Annotated in this window: 16 protein-coding genes; all 16 read left to right on the forward strand. The window is 40.8% G+C overall.

The genetic code is table 11. From position 1 onward, the window contains the following. Positions 1 to 5 precede the first annotated feature (5 nt). Entirely contained in the window at positions 6 to 2,105 is a 2,100-nt protein-coding gene (gene topA / locus PGLA_RS16070; RefSeq protein ID WP_068534510.1) for a type I DNA topoisomerase, read from the forward strand. Positions 2,106 to 2,127: 22 nt separating this feature from the next. Further along, on the forward strand, positions 2,128 to 3,462 hold the full coding sequence (gene trmFO / locus PGLA_RS16075; protein WP_068534513.1) for an FADH(2)-oxidizing methylenetetrahydrofolate--tRNA-(uracil(54)-C(5))-methyltransferase TrmFO: 1,335 nt from the start codon (positions 2,128 to 2,130) through the stop codon (positions 3,460 to 3,462). A 47-nt stretch (positions 3,463 to 3,509) separates the two neighbouring features. Then, on the forward strand, positions 3,510 to 4,052 hold the full coding sequence (hslV, locus tag PGLA_RS16080) for an ATP-dependent protease subunit HslV (RefSeq protein WP_068534516.1): 543 nt from the start codon (positions 3,510 to 3,512) through the stop codon (positions 4,050 to 4,052). A gap of 41 nt (positions 4,053 to 4,093) precedes the next feature. Continuing rightward, a complete protein-coding gene (gene hslU / locus PGLA_RS16085; RefSeq protein WP_068534519.1) occupies positions 4,094 to 5,497 on the forward strand; it encodes an ATP-dependent protease ATPase subunit HslU in 1,404 nt (467 codons plus the stop codon). 453 nt (positions 5,498 to 5,950) lie between these two features. Next, positions 5,951 to 6,358: a flagellar basal body rod protein FlgB gene (flgB, locus tag PGLA_RS16090; RefSeq protein WP_068534522.1), complete on the forward strand. Its 408-nt coding sequence runs from the start codon at positions 5,951 to 5,953 to the stop codon at positions 6,356 to 6,358. A 6-nt stretch (positions 6,359 to 6,364) separates the two neighbouring features. After that, positions 6,365 to 6,823 carry a flagellar basal body rod protein FlgC gene (gene flgC / locus PGLA_RS16095; RefSeq protein ID WP_068534527.1) on the forward strand — a complete coding sequence of 153 codons (459 nt, stop codon included), beginning with the start codon at positions 6,365 to 6,367 and terminating at the stop codon, positions 6,821 to 6,823. Positions 6,824 to 6,867: 44 nt separating this feature from the next. Next, on the forward strand, positions 6,868 to 7,179 hold the full coding sequence (gene fliE, locus PGLA_RS16100; protein ID WP_068534530.1) for a flagellar hook-basal body complex protein FliE: 312 nt from the start codon (positions 6,868 to 6,870) through the stop codon (positions 7,177 to 7,179). Positions 7,180 to 7,213: 34 nt separating this feature from the next. Further along, on the forward strand, positions 7,214 to 8,791 hold the full coding sequence (fliF, locus tag PGLA_RS16105) for a flagellar basal-body MS-ring/collar protein FliF (protein WP_068534533.1): 1,578 nt from the start codon (positions 7,214 to 7,216) through the stop codon (positions 8,789 to 8,791). Next, complete coding sequence (gene fliG / locus PGLA_RS16110; RefSeq protein ID WP_145939579.1) at positions 8,773 to 9,822, forward strand: flagellar motor switch protein FliG; 1,050 nt, start codon at positions 8,773 to 8,775, stop codon at positions 9,820 to 9,822. Before fliF ends, fliG begins: the two co-directional genes overlap by 19 nt. Beyond that, positions 9,815 to 10,666, forward strand: a complete 852-nt coding sequence (locus PGLA_RS16115) for a FliH/SctL family protein (RefSeq protein ID WP_068534540.1) — start codon at positions 9,815 to 9,817, stop codon at positions 10,664 to 10,666. The genes fliG and PGLA_RS16115 overlap by 8 nt, the downstream gene beginning before the upstream one ends. Continuing rightward, positions 10,653 to 11,972 (forward strand): flagellar protein export ATPase FliI, encoded by a 1,320-nt coding sequence (gene fliI / locus PGLA_RS16120; RefSeq protein WP_068534543.1) that lies wholly within the window; start codon positions 10,653 to 10,655, stop codon positions 11,970 to 11,972. Before PGLA_RS16115 ends, fliI begins: the two co-directional genes overlap by 14 nt. Before the next feature lie 10 nt (positions 11,973 to 11,982). Next, positions 11,983 to 12,426, forward strand: a complete 444-nt coding sequence (fliJ, locus tag PGLA_RS16125) for a flagellar export protein FliJ (RefSeq protein ID WP_068534544.1) — start codon at positions 11,983 to 11,985, stop codon at positions 12,424 to 12,426. Between the two features lie 53 nt (positions 12,427 to 12,479). Then, positions 12,480 to 13,409 carry a MotE family protein gene (locus PGLA_RS16130; protein ID WP_068534546.1) on the forward strand — a complete coding sequence of 310 codons (930 nt, stop codon included), beginning with the start codon at positions 12,480 to 12,482 and terminating at the stop codon, positions 13,407 to 13,409. 46 nt (positions 13,410 to 13,455) lie between these two features. Continuing rightward, complete coding sequence (locus PGLA_RS16135) at positions 13,456 to 14,895, forward strand: flagellar hook-length control protein FliK (RefSeq protein WP_068534549.1); 1,440 nt, start codon at positions 13,456 to 13,458, stop codon at positions 14,893 to 14,895. A gap of 17 nt (positions 14,896 to 14,912) precedes the next feature. Beyond that, positions 14,913 to 15,434, forward strand: a complete 522-nt coding sequence (locus tag PGLA_RS16140; protein WP_068534551.1) for a flagellar hook capping FlgD N-terminal domain-containing protein — start codon at positions 14,913 to 14,915, stop codon at positions 15,432 to 15,434. After that, entirely contained in the window at positions 15,431 to 15,820 is a 390-nt protein-coding gene (locus tag PGLA_RS16145) for a TIGR02530 family flagellar biosynthesis protein (protein WP_068534554.1), read from the forward strand. Before PGLA_RS16140 ends, PGLA_RS16145 begins: the two co-directional genes overlap by 4 nt. Positions 15,821 to 15,853: the final 33 nt, after the last annotated feature.

A 15,853-nucleotide genomic window follows, 5' to 3' on the forward strand; every position in this document is an offset into this window, starting at 1 on the left:
AATCCATGGCAGCAGATTCACTAGTCATCGTAGAGTCGCCTGCTAAGGCGAAGACGATAGGCAAATACTTAGGAAGTAAATATATTGTTAAAGCATCTATGGGTCATATACGGGATTTACCTAAAAGCCAGATTGGCGTAGAGGTTGAGAATGATTTCAACCCTAAATACATCACGATTCGCGGAAAAGGTTCTATATTGAAAGAATTGAAAGATGCTCGAAAAAAAGTGAAACATGTCTATCTCGCAGCCGATCCGGATCGCGAAGGTGAAGCTATTGCATGGCATTTGGCACATGCACTTGATGTTGATCTAACACAGAATTGCCGCGTAGTGTTTAATGAGATCACGAAGCAAGCTGTGAAGGATGCTTTTAAAACACCACGTAAAATTAATATGGATCTAGTGAATGCACAACAAGCACGTAGAATTCTGGATCGATTAGTAGGGTACAAAATTAGCCCTCTATTATGGAAGAAAGTCAAAAAAGGATTGTCTGCAGGACGTGTTCAATCTGTCGCGGTTAAGATTATTATGGATCGTGAAAATGAGATTGATGACTTTGTACCTGAGGAGTATTGGAGTATTACAGCGCAGTTGGCTAAGGGAGACACCCATTTCGAAGCGAAGTTTCATCGTCTTCATGGTGAGAAGAAGGTGTTATCTCGCGAAGAGGATGTTCAAGAAGTATTGAAAGAGATTGAGGGAGCTTCTTATACGGTAAGTGAAGTCAAAGAGAAAGAGCGTCAGCGTCATCCATCTGCTCCTTTTACGACGAGCTCATTGCAACAGGAGGCAGCAAGAAAACTTAATTTCCGTGCAGCTAAGACGATGTCAGTGGCTCAGCAACTCTATGAGGGTGTTGAATTAGGTAAAGAGGGTACCGTGGGTCTTATTACTTATATGCGTACAGATTCCACACGACTTGCTGCTTCTGCTGCAGAAGAAATTAAAGAATTTATCGGGAATAAATTTGGAGAAGCTTTTGTGCCAGTGACTCCGCGTCAATTCTCTAAGAAATCAGCAAATGCGCAAGAAGCGCATGAAGCCGTTCGTCCAACATCAGTTCTACGAGAGCCTGAAAGCGTTAAGGCATTCTTAAGTCGTGATCAACTACGACTCTACAAGTTAGTCTGGGAACGTGCTGTTGCAAGCCAAATGGCATCGGCTATACTGGATACGCTTTCTGTAGATATTAGTGTGGGTACAGCGACATTCCGAGCAGTGGGTTCCAAGGTGAGGTTCCCTGGGTTCATGAAGGTATATGTAGAAGGAAATGACGACGGGACTACGGATGATGATAAGTTCTTACCAGCTCTTGAAGCAGGGAATACGTTGATTAAAAATGAAATAGAGCCCAAACAACATTTTACACAACCACCACCTCGGTATACGGAAGCGCGTCTTGTAAAAACGCTTGAGGAACTCGGTATAGGTCGTCCAAGTACATATGCACCGACACTTGAGACTATTCAAAAACGTGGTTATATCGCTATGGAAGAGAAAAAGTTCATGCCAACCGAGTTGGGTGAGTTAATTATTGAGCAAATGGAACAATTTTTCCCGGAAATTCTGGATGTTGAATTCACAGCACATATGGAAGAAGACTTAGATCATGTGGGTGAAGGCTCGGAAGATTGGGTAAAAGTACTTGCACAATTTTATGAATCTTTCGAGAAACGTCTAACCGTAGCTGAGGAAGAAATGAAAGAAATAGAAATTGAAGATGAAGTATCCGATGAAATCTGTGAAAAATGCGGGAAGCACCTAGTATATAAATTAGGTAGATTCGGTAAGTTTCTAGCTTGCTCTGGATTTCCCGATTGTAGGAACACGAAACCTATAATTAAAGATATAGGTGTTAGTTGTCCTGCATGTAAGGAAGGTCATGTAGTAGAGAGACGTAGCAAGAAAGGGCGGATCTTCTTCGGTTGTGATCGATACCCAGAATGTGATTTTGTGTCATGGGATCGTCCATCACTGAAGCCATGTCCAAAGTGTGAGTCCATGATGGTTGAGAAACGAAATAAACAAGGAAATAAATTACAATGTACAGCGTGTGACCATGTTGAAATGGTTGAAGACAACGATGATAATGCAGAATGAACAATTGCAGGAGGTAATGAAGTTGACAGAAATACAAAGAGTAACGGTTATTGGAGCAGGACTTGCAGGTAGTGAGGCGGCTTGGCAGATTGCTAGCCGTGGCGTTCCGGTAAGATTATATGAAATGCGACCAGTGGTTAAGACACCGGCGCACCATACCGATAAATTCGCTGAATTAGTATGTAGTAACTCCTTACGTGCCAACGGTTTAGCTAACGCAGTAGGCGTGTTGAAAGAAGAAATGAGAATGTTGAATTCTCTAGTGCTTGGGGCAGCTGACAGAAATGCAGTGCCTGCTGGTGGTGCTCTTGCGGTTGATCGTGATGGTTTCTCAGGAGAAATAACGAATACACTTCATAATCATCCTTTAATAGAAGTCATTAATGAAGAATTTACACATATACCTGAATCAGAGATTGTTGTTATGGCGACAGGTCCTCTGACTTCCCCAGCGTTATCTGCTCAGATCCGTGAATTAATGGGTGAAGAGTATTTCTACTTCTATGATGCTGCAGCACCAATTGTAGAAAAAGACTCTATTGATATGGATAAAGTATATTTAGCTTCACGTTATGATAAAGGTGAAGCTGCATACTTAAACTGTCCTATGAATGAAGAGGAATTTAATGCATTTTATGATGCTCTGATTGCTGCAGAGGTTGCGGAACTTAAAGAATTTGAGAAAGAAATCTACTTCGAAGGTTGTATGCCGATAGAAGTCATGATGAAACGTGGTAAGCAGACGGCTCTGTTTGGCCCAATGAAACCCGTGGGCTTGGTAAATCCACATACAGGTGAGCTTCCGTTTGCGGTTGTTCAGTTACGCCAGGATAATGCAGCGGGTACACTTTACAATCTGGTTGGATTTCAGACTCACCTTAAATGGGGCGAACAGAAGCGTGTGTTTGGCATGATTCCTGGACTTGAGAATGCTGAAATTGTTCGCTACGGTGTGATGCACCGCAATACATTTATTAATTCACCAAGACTCCTTCATCCTACATATCAACTGAAAAGCAATGAGAAGCTCTTCTTTGCGGGTCAGATGACAGGAGTGGAAGGTTATGTCGAATCGGCAGCTTCTGGTCTTATAGCAGGCATTAACGCTGCTAGAATGGCATTGGGTGAGGAATGCTTAGTATTTCCAGAGCTAACTACACTAGGAAGTATGGCACATTATATTACGAATGCGGATCCAGACCATTTCCAACCGATGAATGCAAATTTCGGATTATTGCCTAGCCTAGAGAAGCGAATGCGCAGCAAGCAAGATAAGAATGCAGCGCTAGCAGCAAGAGCTCTAGAGAGTATCGAATCCTTCAAGGAACAGAATGGACTAGCGAACGCTACAGAATAAAGTTTGTGAATTCAATGGTTCAATTAAAAGTTTAGGAGGCCATAGAAATGGATCTAACATTTCATGCTACAACGATCTGTGCAGTTCGACATGATGGCAATTCAGCCATAGCTGGAGATGGTCAAGTTACCTTTGGTGAGAGCGTCATTATGAAGACGACAGCCAAAAAGGTTCGTCGTCTTTACCGTGGACAGGTCATTGCTGGATTTGCGGGGTCGGTGGCTGACGCGATTACATTGTTTGAGAAGTTTGAGGGTAAGCTTGAAGAACATCATGGAAATCTGCAACGAGCAGCTGTGGAATTGGCAAAAGATTGGCGTCAAGATCGTATTCTTCGCAAATTGGAAGCTCTTATGATTGTCATGAACAAAGATGGCATGTTACTAATATCTGGTGGCGGAGAAATTATTGAGCCTGATGATGATGTGATTGCGATTGGTTCAGGCGGTAATTTTGCTTTAGCAGCTGGTAGAGCTCTCAAAAGGCATGCTCCGGAGCTTGAGGCTAAAGAGATAGCTAGAGAAGCGCTTCAAATCGCTTCTGAGATATGTGTATACACGAATGGAAATATTGTGGTGGAAGAATTGTAAGATTGTGATTGAGAATACCCAAGAGGGTGGAGGAAACCATGATGATTAATCAATCTTTGACGCCTCGACAGATTGTAGCCGAGCTGGATAAATATATTGTTGGACAAAAGCAAGCTAAGAAATCTGTGGCGGTAGCACTTCGCAACCGTTATAGACGCAATAAACTTCCAGACCATTTACGAGACGAAATTGTCCCTAAGAACATCCTTATGATCGGTCCTACCGGTGTCGGTAAGACAGAAATCGCAAGGAGACTTGCTAAACTGGTGAACGCTCCTTTTGTTAAGGTAGAAGCAACGAAGTTTACAGAGGTTGGATACGTTGGGCGTGACGTGGAGTCGATGGTGCGGGATTTAGTTGAAACATCGATTCGTATGGTGAAATCAGAACGCACCGAGAAAGTCCATGAGCAAGCGATCGAGTTGGCTAATGACCGTATTATTGAAATCATTGTTCCTTCAAGTTCAAGCTCTAAAAGCCAACGTAATCCTTTCGATATGCTCTTTGGCGGGAGTAACAACAATAGTCAACAGAGTCCGCCGGAGGAGAAAGAGGATAGTAGTGTGGTTGAACGTAGAAGGAAAGTGAAGTTCAACTTACTGTCAGGTAATCTTGAGAATGATGTCATTGAAATAGATGTTGAGGATAGTAGTTCATCGATGATGGATCTATTTGCTGGTCAAGGAAATGAACAAATGGGCATGAATATGCAAGAAATGTTGGGGAATCTCATGCCGCGCAAAACGAAGAAGCGGAAGCTTCCTATCAAAGAAGCACGTGAAGTTCTCATCCAAGAAGAAGCAACCAAGCTTATAGACATGGATGAAGTGATAACGGAATCCGTTCGACGTGCAGAGCAATCGGGGATCATATTCATTGACGAGATAGATAAAGTTGCTAGCCCTGGGAAAGGTTCTGGACCTGATGTGTCGCGTGAAGGAGTTCAGCGTGATATCCTTCCGATTGTTGAGGGATCAACCATTATGACGAAATACGGTCCTGTAAAGACTGATTTCGTACTCTTTATTGCAGCGGGAGCCTTTCATATCGCTAAGCCTTCAGATCTGATTCCTGAACTGCAAGGACGCTTTCCGATTCGTGTGGAGTTGAATAGCTTATCGTTAGAAGACTTTATATCTATTTTAACTGAGCCAGAAAATGCGCTGACGAAACAGTATGTGAATTTGCTTAAGACGGAAGATATTGATCTCCAATTTGATTCAGCTGCGATTCGTGTTATTGCAGAGATGGCAGCATCAGTGAACCAGAACACAGAGAACATCGGTGCGAGAAGACTGCATACGATTCTAGAGAAGTTACTGGAGGATTTATCATTTGAAGCTCCTGAACTAACACTAGAAAGCTTGACGATCACCGCTGAATATGTACGCGAAAAACTTGGGGATATCGCTCAAGATCGAGATTTGAGTCAATATATTCTATAATCGCAAATAAGCTATAATGTTATCTTTAGCGAAAATGGGTAATAAGTAGCTGGTTTTCGCTATTGTGCATGTTGAATATAAGGAATTATTACAAATTTCGACACGGCTTACTCGAAAAACATCGTTTGTCATACCCCTAGACCCTTACACTGTCCTATTTAGAAACTAAATGAAAAAAATATAGTAAGTGTTAAGAAAAAGAAGCCCTATTTCTAAAAAAAATAGGGCTTTTTTCTTATTGTAATAAACCCTAATCTCTAAGAAACTTAAGCTATACAACAAAACCTCATTTTTCACTAAAGTACGAGTTTTTTCACGGTTATTTTTATTTTTGTCGAAAAAAAAGAGGGTTTTAAGCATCGCTGTAGAATTATTTTAAAGTTGTAGATGTATTTAAAAAAAGTTGTAAATGAAATGTATATACTTGGAAGTCAAGGAAAGAGGGGATTGGGGTTGGAATTGTTGAATGGCGCAACTTTTCAAAAGTTGCAAGGAGCCTTGAATGCAGCGAATACAAGACAGCAAGTTATTTCAAACAATATAGCCAATTATGAAACACCTTATTTTAAACGTTCTGAAGTATCTTTTGAAAGCTTGCTGCAACAAGAAATGAGCGGAGACATGCCTGTTCTCAAAGGGATTAGGACTGACTCACGACATTTTTCTATTGGGCCCATCTCATCAGTTCCTACACCTGTCATTTCTCAGGATGATTCGACAACTATGAACAATAATTTAAACAATGTGGATATTGATCAGGAAATGTCATTATTAGCAGATAATCAACTCCGTTATAATTCATATATTTCACTGATGAATGAGAAGATTAGAATGATGCGTACAGCTGTGGAAGGGAGATAGACCTAAATGACGATTAGTAATAGTTTCGGTATTAGTGCATCTGCCTTAACAGCACAAAGACTTCGGATGGATATTATCTCTTCTAATATTGCGAATGCAGAAACAACAAGAGCCAGTGTAGTTAATGGGGAAGTGGTTCCTTATCGACGGAAAATGGTTGTGTTCACACCAAATGAGTCGAAATTTTCTAGTATGCTACAATCGCAAATGGGTAGTGAAGCATCAAAAGGTAGCGGTACAGGTGTTAGAGTGAAGGCGATTAAAGAAGATAGCTCTCCTTTAAAGTTAGTCTATAATCCAACACATCCAGATGCTAACTCAGAAGGATATGTATCCATGCCGAATGTTGAAATTGCAAAAGAAATGGTTGATATGATTGCTGCATCACGTGCTTATGAAGCTAACGTAACAGCTCTTAACGCATCTAAATCTATGATAATGAAAGCTTTAGAAATCGGGAAATAACATGTAGTGCTTAGAAAATTAGAGAAAGAGGAGGGAAATGAATTTTGATCCAGAATACGATGTTCAGCACCCAGGCATTGAAGCCACTTCAGCTACAAGCTAATAAAGAGCAAGTTACGACTACACCTGCAGAATCGCTTAGTAATTTTGGATCCTTTTTGGAAAACGCAATTCAACAAGTGGCTGACCAAGAAAAAAATTCAAATATGATGAGTGACAAATTGTTACTCGGACAAGTGAATGTAGATCAGGTTATGATTGCTTCCGAACAGGCTTTGTTAAGCTTACAGCTTACAACACAAGTTCGAAACAAAGTGATTGAGGCATATCAAGAGATTATGAGAACACAAATATAGTTGTTTCTAGCTAAGCTTCGGGTGGGGTGACATTGTGAATGAAAGAATTTCCCAATATAAGGACAAGATAATCCAATATTGGAATAAATTTGGCAAAACTCAAAAAATAATATTTATTTCTACAGTATCGTTAATCATTCTTGCATTTATTATTGTGACAATGATGTTCTCAAAGACAGAATATGAAGTCGCATTTACAGATTTGGGCTCAAATGATGCAGCAGGGATTATGACCTTTCTGGATGGAAGCAACGTTCCATATAAGTTGAGTGCTGATGGTAAAAGTATTTCTGTACCAAGTACAGAGGCGGCTCGTGTAAAGGTAGATGTTGGATCCCAGGATATTATTGAGAACGGCTCAATCGGATACAAGATCTTTGAACAGAGTTCATCTGCGATAGGTATGACGGACAGTGAATTTAATGTTAAGTACAATAATGCATTAAATGGAGAAGTGGAACAGCTCTTGAAGGGTATGAAAGGTATTCAAGGTGCTAAAGTGCTTATCAATCTGCCGGAGGAAAGTGTCTTTGCCAGTGGAGATGGCCTGGATAAAGCTTCTGCATCCGCGGTATTGAAGTTTAAAGCGGGATATCGTCCGAATCAAGAAGCAATTGATGGTTATTACAATCTTATGAAGAATGCTATTCCGAATTTACCGATAGAGAACATAACAATTTCGAATGACGAAGTTGAACTTGCATCTACGGCAAAGGGTGGTCAAGGTGTCATGGAGACAGCCATTGAGGCTAACTTCGCACTGCAAAAAAGATTTGAGAATGATGTTCGTCAAAATGTTAAACAATTCTTATCTAAATTTATGGGTGAAAACAAAGTGGAAGTGCTTGTAGCATCAAAGCTAAACTTCGACAAAATCCAAAGTAATGAAAAACTGGTCACCCCTGTAAATGAAGAGGATATGAAGGGTATAGAAATCAGCGTTCAAAAGATATCTAAGAATTATTCTGGTGCAGGAAGTCCAGAAAGTGGTGTGGCTGGAACGGGTGAAGAAGAAGTTCCGGGTTATCCGAGTACTACGACTTCAGGCGACACGACTTCTGAGGAATTATCTGAAACTGTGAACTATGATGTTAACCGTATTACAAGAGATATTATATCTAGTCCTTATTCTGTAAAAGATTTAACCATTAATGTTGCGGTTGAACCACCTACAGGGCAAGAAAGTTTAGACCCAGCAACAAAAGATGCGATAGAGAACATTTTAAGAAATATCGTAAGAGCATCTGTTGCAGATTCTGGTATTACATATACAGACGCTGATTTAACCAAAAAAGTTTCAGTCTATTCTCAAAATTTTGGTGATACTGAAGTTCAATCAACTGGTTTGAAACTTTCCAAAGGTGTTTTATGGGGGATAGGTTTAGCTGCATTAGCTTTATTGGGACTAGGTGGCTTTCTATTGTACCGACGTCGCAAACAAAAAGAAGAGTTCGAAGAGGATATTCCTTTTCAAGTTCCAACAGAATTCCCTTCGATTAGCTTGGAAAGTATGACTAATGAAAGTCAAGTGCGTAAACAGCTCGAAACTCTGGCGAAGAAGAAACCAGACGAATTCGTCAACTTGCTACGTACATGGCTGGCGGACGAATAGAGGTGAGTGTATTGGCAAGGTCAACTAGTTCTGGAGGGTTGAGTGGTCGTCAGAAAGCGGCGATTCTACTCATCACCTTGGGACCTGAAGTTTCTGCACAAATATTCAAACATTTACGTGATGAAGAGATCGAACAACTTACGCTCGAAATTGCCAATGTTCATAAAGTGGATAGCATTGAAAAAGATACCATTATGGCTGAATTTCATCAGATCTGTCTTGCACAAGAATATATTTCACAGGGTGGCATTAACTATGCCAAGGATATATTGGAGAAGGCACTTGGAGAGAATAAAGCACTTGAAATTATTAACCGATTAACAGCTACTCTACAGGTTCGCCCGTTCGATTTTGCACGTAAAGCTGATCCAAACCAGATCTTGAACTTTATCCAAAATGAAAATTCTCAGACGATAGCTTTGGTACTTTCCTATTTACAATTCGAACAATCAGCAGCAATCCTGTCTTCCTTACCACAGGAGAAGCAAGCAGATGTAGCTCGAAGGATTGCGGTTATGGACAGTACTTCACCTGAAGTCCTTTATCAAGTAGAGAGAGTATTGGAACAGAAGCTCTCTTCAACGGTTACACAGGATTATACGAATGCTGGTGGTATTGAGTCTATCGTTCAAATATTGAATGGGGTTGACCGTGGTACCGAACGGACCATTCTCGATTCACTAGAAATTCAGGATCCGGAATTGGCAGAGGATATCAAGAAACGTATGTTTGTATTCGAGGATATCGTCAATGTGGATAATAGATCCATTCAACGTATCATTAGAGATATTGAGAACGCAGATCTTCAACTTGCACTTAAAGTGGCTAGTGAAGAAGTGCGAGACGTTATTTTCCGAAATGTATCCAAACGTATGGCGGAAACATTCAAAGAAGAAATGGAATACATGGGTCCTGTACGATTGCGTGATGTTGAAGAAGCACAAACGCGTATCGTAGGAACCATTCGCAGATTGGAAGAAGCCGGTGAGATCATAATTGCACGCGGTGGAGGGGATGACATCATTGTCTAATTTGATTAAGCATTCCCAGTATGTGTCTGTGGAAGCGCTGAAGGAATTGGATTTAGCCAAACAGTACAACTTCTTAGAAGAAGAACCTTCATTAGAGGAAGTAACGCCTGAAATTCAAGAGATTGTAATTAAAGTCGATGAAGAAACAGAAAGATTAAAGGCAGAAATGTTACAGGATGCTCAGGAATTTGCGGAGCGCCAAGTTCGTGAATCATCAAGAGAAGCTGAACAAATGTTGTCAGATGCAACTGAAAACATCGATCTTTGGTGGAAAGAGCGTCGAGAACAAGATGAACATTTAGTTGATGCACTGAGGTCAGAAGGGTATGAACAAGGTTATAACGAGGGTCGCATCAAGGCTGAAGAAGAACTTCAAATTAGAGTAGAAGAAATGATGGCCGAGGCTCAAAGGGTGTTGGATGAGGCATATCATGCGAAAGATCAAATTATTCAGGAAGCTGAGCCATTCTTAGTAGAGCTAAGTACTGCGATAGCTGAAAAAGTCATAGACAAACAATTGACCATCGAGAGTGAGTATATGATTGATTTGATTAGAAAGAATCTATCTCGAAAAAGAGAACAAGGGATGATCATTCTATGTGTAGCTCCGACACAGTTTGCTTTTATACAAGCGGCTAGGGAAGAGCTAAGTCTTGCGATTGATTCCCAGGCTGAACTCAAAATACTGCCTGATGCCACTGTAAAGGATCATGGTTGTGTTATCCGCTCATCATTTGGGAGTGTAGACGCTCGAATCGATACGCAACTCGCTGAGATCAAGAAAGAGTTGATTCGTATTGCACTAGATAATGAGGATCGGAGAAATCAGGATGAAGGTGCTTGATAGTCAGCAGTACAAGGATCATCTTGATCAATTGGACCCTGTGAGAGTCAATGGCAAAGTGACACAGGTCATTGGATTAATGGTTGAGTCTGAAGGTCCGGATGCTAATATTGGTGAAGTCTGCTACATCTATCCTAGTAAAAGCTCAAAGCCTCTACAAGCTGAAGTCGTAGGTTTTCGTGATAATAAAGTGCTTCTAATGCCTTTAGGAGACCTTCAGTCCATTGGACCTGGCTGTGACGTGGTTGGAACTGGAAAACCTTTAAGTGTGCAGGTAGGATCGGAATTGCTAGGAAAGGTTTTGGATGGATTAGGTCAACCCTTGGATGGATCGCTGATACCAACAAGAATGGCATATAGTTCAACGTTTAGACCTCCTGCAAATCCACTGAATCGTCCAAGAGTACTTGAACCTATAAGTATTGGTGTGCGAGCGATAGACGGATTGCTATCCATTGGTAAAGGGCAAAGGGTTGGTATTTTTGCAGGTTCGGGCGTGGGTAAAAGTACGCTCATGGGGATGATTGCCCGTAATACTTCCGCTGATGTTAATGTTATTGCTCTGATAGGGGAACGTGGTCGTGAAGTATTAGATTTCATTGAACGAGATCTAGGACCTGAAGGATTGAAGCGCTCTGTAGTCATTGTAGCGACATCTGATCAACCTGCATTAATTCGTATCAAGGGTGCTCTCATAGCAACAACGATTGCAGAATACTTCCGGGATCGTGGCATGAATGTCATGTTAATGATGGATTCTGTCACTCGCTATGCGATGGCACAACGTGAAGTGGGTCTAGCGATTGGTGAGCCACCAGCGATGAGAGGGTATACACCATCGGTATTCGCTAATCTACCGAAGCTGCTAGAGAGAGCAGGGACAGGGCCTACGGGTTCTATAACCGCTTTCTATACCGTTTTGGTGGATGGAGATGACATGAATGAACCTATCGCAGATGCCGTTCGTGGTATTCTTGATGGTCATATCGTGTTGAATAGAAATATTGCGAACAAGGGACATTTTCCAGCCATTGATATTCTAGCAAGCATCAGTCGTGTTATGAAGGATATCTCGACGGACGAACATACTGGGGCTGCGGAGAATTTAAAACGATTGCTTGCAGTATATACGGATTCTGAGGATTTAATTAACATTGGTGCGTATCAACGAGGATCTAACGATAGTATCGATGAATCTATTGATTTTATTCAACAGATATGGGATTTCAGCAGGCAAAAGGTAGATGAGAAAGTAACGTTGGAAGAAGTAAAGGAACGTTTGATTTCTGAATTTTCGAGGAGATGACTACTAAAGCGTGAGATTTCATTATGCATTTCAGAATATTGTGAATCTGAAGGGGAATGAGAAGGCCCAAGCAGAATGGTTGTTATCTAATGCCATCGTTAAACTTCAAGAAGAAGAAAAGTCATTACATGAATATGAGAATATTAGAATGAATATGACGGACCAACTTCAATTAGAGGTCGAGAATGCAGCTTCAGTTGCTAAAATCCGGGAGATTCAGACTTACATAGAGCATCTAGACCAGTGTATTATCAATAAACTCCTAGATGTTCGTAAAGCAAACGTGGTCGTTCGTAAGAGTCAGAGTCATTTGACTGATAAAATGGTGGATGAAAAAGTATGGGTGAAGTCGCGTGAGAAAGCAAAAGACAAGTTTCAATTTGAATGTAACCTTCGGGAACAAAACGAACTTGATGAAATAGCAACGGTACGATTTGCTATGAATGTTCGTTAGAGTCACCATATGGAAGGTGTACCAAATGTCTTGCCCCTTAGGGAGGAATAACAGTGGCTCGTAATTATAATGATTTTGAAGAAGTTGAGAAGGAATCTGCAGGGGGCTTTGAGCGATTCCTAGTGTTAATGATCCCTATAATTTTCACAATTATTCTCATAGGCGTATTATTAATTCTATTTAATATGAATATGCGAAATGCAGTTCTTGAATTTGCTAATAAAATTCCGATTGTACAGAATTGGGTACCTGCTCCAAATCTAGATCCGGAAAAAACGAAGCTACAAGAGAGTAAAGAAGCGGTGAAAAGTGCAGAAGCTACGATTGAAGAGCTAAAAGACAAATTGACTGTACAGGAAACTGAGTTGAAGCAAGTAACTGAAGGTAAAACTCAACAAGATACGCAGTTAAAAGATTTGCAGAATCAGATAGAAACGTTGCAAAATGAAACCATTCTGGCTGAAAATCCAGAACAAACGGTTGATAACTATCAAAAGCAAATTGATGAACTAGCTAAGATGTACGGAAACTTGAGTCCAAGTAAAGCAGCACCCATCATACAAAACTTGACATTGGAAGAGATGGTGCTCATGTTCGATTCCATGAAGAGTGATAAAAGAATCGCTATCTTTGAGAAAATGGATCCGAAAGTTGCAGCAGAAGTGACAATGTTGATGAAGGATGCTAAACCAGCTCAAGATTTACAAATTGCTGCACTTCAATCGCGAGTGAAGAAGAATGATACAGTAACAAAAGAAACTTCAGATAAGCTAAATAAGAGTCAGTTGAGTCAGACCTTTGCTACCATGACGCCACAGAGTGCTGCAGACCTACTCTTTCAGACATACAAAATTAGTCCAGAGAAGACGTTAACCATATTAAATTCTGTGGACGATAAGACACGTTCATTTATACTTGGCAAAATGTCTTCTATAGATTCAGTGACGACAGCCAAAATACTTAATAAACTTATGAGTAAGTAGGTAGAAGCATTAACTTTGTATGATGTGAAAGGAGGTGAAAAATACAATGACGCTCATTTTTCAAAATATGGCGAGTAGCACCTCCAATGTGAGTACGGGCACAACGGCAAGTGGGAAAGTTTCGGCTGAAGCTTCCGTTAACGCTAGTGATGGCTCTGTTCCCATGCTAGATCAATCGTTCTCTCAACTATTGGGAGGAGGAGAGACTACAAAACCACTGATTTCTCTTTCTGATGCAGCTACGTTGTTGGAAGGATTGCTTCAGAATACTTCTCTACCAGAGAATGCATTAACAGAAGCGGATCCGCTCGTCCAACTACTGCAAGGGCTTAATGAAGAAATGTCTAAACTTGATGAAGTCATAACGGAAGACCCAGCACTTATGGCGATTCTTCAAGGTTGGATACAACAAGTAAATACATTGTTAAGCACTAATGAAATGGGTTCCCAGAATGTTGATGTAGAAGATTCCTCTACTATACCCGCTCTAGCAGAAGATCCTGCAACGATAAGATTTGCATTGCAAGATGGGGTAAGTCAATTAGTAGCTTTACTGCAGAATAAAGAGGTTACTACGAATACTTCTAGTCAAGCGGTACAATTATTAGCTGCATTTCAGAGTGTATTGCAAGAAGCAGGAGTTGTCGATCCACAGAAGTCCTTGGGTACTGTTCAAGGTAATACAACGACTGGACAAGCTTCTTCATACCAAAATGTTAATGGGAGTCGATTAGGCGATAGTCAGGGGACATCTGTTTCGAGTAGAGCGGCTGTCTTGAGTAATCTGAATGTAGCTCTGACGTCTACAGCTGTGCAAGCTGATCCATCCGTTAAGACGCTACAAGGGACTTTATTTACTGAAAGTAACCAACTAATGGGTACTCTTGTGGATGAAGAATCGACAGTTCAGGAAGTTGATGCTCTAAGCTCAAGTGAAGGAACGTTTACAGCTGGTGAACTCGTTATGAGAGAAGGTATAAAGAATCCTTTGAAAGCAGCTGCAGCGGCTATTCCTGTTGAACAATTTGCCAAAGAAATGACTAGTTTTGTAGTTAATAAGCTGGACATTGTGAAGCAAAATGGGATGAGTGAAGCAAGAATATCTCTTTATCCAGAACATTTGGGACAAGTAGATATTAAGATTACGATGTTGAATGGACAATTGGTAGCTACGTTTATGACGGAGCATGCTGGTGCAAAAGAATTGCTTGAACAGCAAATGTCTCAACTTCGATTCGCACTACAGTCTCAAGGACTGCAAGTCGAGAAGTTGGAAGTGACGCAGAATCAATCACTTCAATCACATATGTACCAAGATGGTCGTCAACCTAGTGCAGGTCAACAACAATCTAATCGTCGATCCAAAGAACGTGAAGGCCAATCTGATGATTCATTAGTGGTAGCTGAACTGACGGAAGAATGGAATCAAAGATTATTAGATCAAGTTGAATCAGATAAAGGTAATTCATTTACAGCGAAGGCTTAAGGATAGGAGGTGAGCATGTGGCTTCAGATAACATTTCAACAAAAAATATTTGGCCTAATTATTCTACAAGTAACGTCCAGACAGCAAGTAAAAAGGATGCATCAACGATGGGTAAGGATCAGTTCCTAAAGATTATGATGGCGCAGCTAAAGAATCAAGATCCGATGCAACCGCTAGAAGATAAGGAATTCATTGCACAGATGGCTCAGTTTACATCCGTTGAGCAATTGATGAATATCTCTGGTCAATTAACGACATTGAACCAATCACTTGGTAGTGTATCTGGACTTATTGGCAAGGACATCAGTTGGGTCAGTAAAGAAACGTCTGGAACTACCTCGGAAGTGAAAACAGGTACTGTGAGTTCAATTGTTGTACGTGATGGCGTACAGTATGCAACGGTAGGAAAAGAAGCTATTCCAGTTAATCTAATACTCGAAATAGCGAATCCCAAAGAAGTGATCAAGGATCCTAGCGTACAGCCCGATACGAAACCTGAAGTAGAACCTGATGCAGAAGAAAGTGGGGTAACCCCATGACTGAACGGATGACGATTGGGCAGTTATATCCTACCCAAATAAATCTCGCTTCTACTTCAAACAGAAGTAACGTCCGTAAATCACAGGTTGAATTGGGTAAGACCTCCTTTGATCAACTGTTACAGAAAAATATGCTCAAGTTCAGCAATCATGCTACAAAACGCTTAGAGCAACGAGGAATTGAAATTCCTGGAGAACAGTTGGCACGAATATCAGATGCTGTTGATCAGGCAGCAGCAAAAGGTAGTAAAGAATCACTTATATTATTGAATGACATGGCATTGATTGTAAATATACCGAATCGTACGGTTGTCACGGCGATGGACGGCGGATCGATGAAGGATAACGTCTTCACTAAAATTGATAGTGCTGTCATTATTTCATAACTGGCTGGCCCGAACCGGAAGCCAGAGGACTGT

Source organism: Paenibacillus glacialis, from assembly GCF_001637205.1.
Taxonomy (GTDB): domain Bacteria; phylum Bacillota; class Bacilli; order Paenibacillales; family Paenibacillaceae; genus Paenibacillus_AQ; species Paenibacillus_AQ glacialis.

Coding starts and splice junctions, on each gene's coding strand:
- topA (WP_068534510.1), top strand. CDS start 6: ATGGCAGCAGATTCACTAGTCATCGTAGAGTCGCCTGCTAAGGCGAAG.
- hslV (WP_068534516.1), top strand. CDS start 3,510: ATGGATCTAACATTTCATGCTACAACGATCTGTGCAGTTCGACATGAT.
- hslU (WP_068534519.1), top strand. CDS start 4,094: ATGATTAATCAATCTTTGACGCCTCGACAGATTGTAGCCGAGCTGGAT.
- flgC (WP_068534527.1), top strand. CDS start 6,365: ATGACGATTAGTAATAGTTTCGGTATTAGTGCATCTGCCTTAACAGCA.
- fliG (WP_145939579.1), top strand. CDS start 8,773: ATGGCTGGCGGACGAATAGAGGTGAGTGTATTGGCAAGGTCAACTAGT.
- fliI (WP_068534543.1), top strand. CDS start 10,653: ATGAAGGTGCTTGATAGTCAGCAGTACAAGGATCATCTTGATCAATTG.
- PGLA_RS16135 (WP_068534549.1), top strand. CDS start 13,456: ATGACGCTCATTTTTCAAAATATGGCGAGTAGCACCTCCAATGTGAGT.
- PGLA_RS16145 (WP_068534554.1), top strand. CDS start 15,431: ATGACTGAACGGATGACGATTGGGCAGTTATATCCTACCCAAATAAAT.